Consider the following 2,908-nt stretch of genomic DNA (forward strand, 5'->3'; position numbering starts at 1 on the left):
GGCGGCCGCCGCGCGCGGCCGGTGGTGGACGACGGTGCGGCGGCCCGCGGGCGCCGCGGTCGCCGCGGTGGTCCTGGTGGGGGGCGCCGGCGTCGCAGCGGCCAACGACTGGCTGCCGATCTTCCAGACCGAGCGCGTCGACCCCGTCGAGGTGACCTCCACCGATCTCGTCCAGGTGCCCGACCTCTCCGCGTACGGCGACCTGCAGATCACGCAGGAGCCCGACCCGGAGCAGGTGGCCGATGCGGCGGCCGCGCGCGAGCGGACCGGTCTGGCCGTCCCCGAGGTCGCCGAGCTGCCCGAGGGCGTGACGGGGGAACCGGCCTACCAGGCCGCGGGCATCGTGAGTGCCACCTTCACCTTCTCGGCCGACAAGGCGGCCCAGGCCGCGGCCGCCGAGGGCGAGGTCCTGCCCCCGGTTCCCGCCGGGATCGACGGCAGCCGGCTCCGGCTGCAGGCCGGTCCGGGCGTCGCGGCCGTCTGGTCGCAGCCGACGGGCGTGCCCACGCTCGTCGTCGCCCGGGTCGGCGCGCCCCGGGTGGACTCCTCCGGCGTCCCGTTCGAGACGGTGCGCGACTACCTGCTGTCCCTCCCCGGCCTGCCGCCCGGCCTCGCCGACCAGCTGGCGGACCTGTCGGCGGACCGCGGGACGCTGCCCCTGCCGGTGCCGGCCGAGCTGGTGACCACCTCCGAGGCGGACGTGGACGGGGCGGACGCCACGGTGCTGACCTCCCGCAACGGGCTCTTCGCGGGCGTGGTCTGGGTCGAGGACGGGGTGATGACGGGGGTCGCCGGGTCGCTCAGCGCCGACGAGCTCCTGTCGGTCGCCCGTGCGCTCCGCTGACGCCGCTACCGTCCGCGGGATGACGTCCGACACCACTGCGGGATCCCCGGCCCACGGGCTGGCCGGCCTGCCGCCGTCCCCGGCGGTCTGGTGCTCCGGACTGCGCAAGCGGTACGGACGCCGGACCGCCCTCGACGACGTGTCCTTCACGGTCGGCCGCGGCGAGGTGCTGGGCCTGCTCGGCCCCAACGGCGCCGGGAAGACCAGCGTCATCAAGATGCTCCTGGGGCTCGTGCGGCCCGACGCGGGTGAGGTGCTGCTGCTCGGGCGGCGCTCGTCCGATCCGCGGTCCCGCAGCGCCGTCGGGTACCTCCCCGAGCTCTTCCGCTACCAGCCCTGGCTGACCCCGGCGGAGGTGCTGGACCTGCACGTCAGGCTCGCCCGGGTCGACGTCTCCGCCGACCAGCGGCGGGAGTGCCTGGCCCTCGTCGGGCTCGGGGAGCGGTCGGGCGACCGGGTGGGCGGGTTCTCCAAGGGCATGCAGCAGCGGCTCGGCCTCGCCGTCGCCCTGGTCGCCCGTCCCGAGCTCGTCGTCCTCGACGAGCCCACCAGCGCGCTCGACCCGATCGGCCGGGTCGACGTCCGCGACCTCGTGCTCTCGCTGAAGTCCCGCGGCGTCGCCGTCCTCCTCAACTCCCACCTCATCGGCGAGGTGGAGCGGGTGTGCGACCGGGTGGTGATCCTCGACCAGGGCCGCGTGGCGGCGTCGGGCACCCTGGCCGAGCTGCTCGGGCAGCGCGAGGTGCGCCTGCGGCTGGACGGGGTGGACGGGCCGGCGGAGGACCGGCTGCGGGCGGCCGGCTCGATGAGCCGCAGCGGCGACTGGTTCACCGTCCAGCTCACCGCGGACGACGACGGCGTGACCGTGCCCGATCTGGTGCGCGACCTCGTCGGCAGAGGCGTCCGCGTGCACGCCGTCGAGCCGGTCCGGATCAGCCTCGAGGACCGGCTGCTCGGCATCCTGCGTCACGACGAGCCCGAGGCGGCCACCCGATGACCGCGCTGACCATCGCCGGGCTCACGCTGCGCGAGGCCGCCCGACGACGGGTGGTCTGGGCCCTGTTGGCGCTGACCGTGGTGCTGCTCGTGCTGAGCGGCTGGGGTTTCTCCAAGCTGGTCGGCCTCGACACCGAGCTGGGCACCATGACCAGCGGCGAGGCCCGCCTGGTGGCGTCTCTCCTGCTCAACCTGATCATGTTCGGGCTGAGCCTCATCGCCGCGATCGGCACGGCGTTCCTCGCGGGCCCCACGCTGGCCGGCGAGGTGGAGTCGGGGCAGGCGCTGGCGATCCTCGCCCGCCCGGTCCGCCGGTCGGCCGTCCTGCTCGGCAAGTGGCTGGGGCTCGTCGCCTTCGGCTCCGGCTACGTGGTCCTCGCCGGCCTCGCCGAGATCCTCGTCGTCCGTGCGGCGGTCGGCTACTGGCCCCCGTCACCCGCCGCGGGGCTCGCCCTGCTCGCGGGCCAGACCGTCGTGCTGCTGACGCTGGCCCTCCTGCTGTCCAGCGTCGTCTCGCCGATGGCGTCGGGCATCATCGCGGTCGGGCTCTTCGGGGCGACCTGGGTCGCGGGCGTCGTCGGTGGGATCGGCGGGGCACTGGGCAACGAGGGCGTCGAGCGCGTGGGCACCGTGTCCCGGGTCATCCTGCCCACCGACGGCCTGTGGCGCGGTGCCATGAACGCCTTCCAGGACCCGATCGCACTCGTCCAGATGGGCCCCGGCGAGGGCGGTTTCCCCTTCCTCAGCGAGGCGCCGCTGGCGCCCGCGTACCTGGCGTGGGCCGCCCTCTGGATCGCCGCGATCTGGGGCCTGACCGCCCTGTCCTTCCAGCGCCGGGACGTCTGAAGAAGGACCCCCTGCCCCCACTCGCAAGCTCGTGGCGGGACCCTGCAAGGGGGCCGAGGGACTAGCGTCAGGCCTGATGAGCGAGCCGCTTGCCCCCACCGAGTCCGCCGTGCGCCGGGCGGTCGCCCGCGCCGAGCGCGGCGCCACCCTGGATGCGACCGAGGCCGAGACGCTGCTGCACGCCCGCGGGCTGGGCGAGGGCGAGCCGCTGGACCGGCTGCT

The 2,908-nt window shown here is 75.4% G+C and carries 3 protein-coding genes; all 3 read left to right on the forward strand.

Going from position 1 to position 2,908, the window contains the following annotated elements:
• Positions 1–844, forward strand: an 844-nt coding sequence (locus MY526_RS26860; RefSeq protein ID WP_436705476.1) for a hypothetical protein, incomplete at its 5' end; no start/stop codon positions are given.
• 19 nt (positions 845–863) lie between these two features.
• Entirely contained in the window at positions 864–1,841 is a 978-nt protein-coding gene (locus MY526_RS26865; RefSeq protein WP_436705477.1) for an ABC transporter ATP-binding protein, read from the forward strand.
• The gene (locus MY526_RS26870; RefSeq protein ID WP_436695936.1) at positions 1,838–2,686 is read left to right on the forward strand and encodes an ABC transporter permease; all 849 of its coding nucleotides are present in this window, start codon (positions 1,838–1,840) and stop codon (positions 2,684–2,686) included. Before MY526_RS26865 ends, MY526_RS26870 begins: the two co-directional genes overlap by 4 nt.
• Positions 2,687–2,908 lie beyond the last annotated feature (222 nt).

The sequence above is a fragment of the Geodermatophilus sp. CPCC 205761 genome (assembly GCF_051383655.1).
GTDB lineage: Bacteria > Actinomycetota > Actinomycetes > Mycobacteriales > Geodermatophilaceae > Geodermatophilus.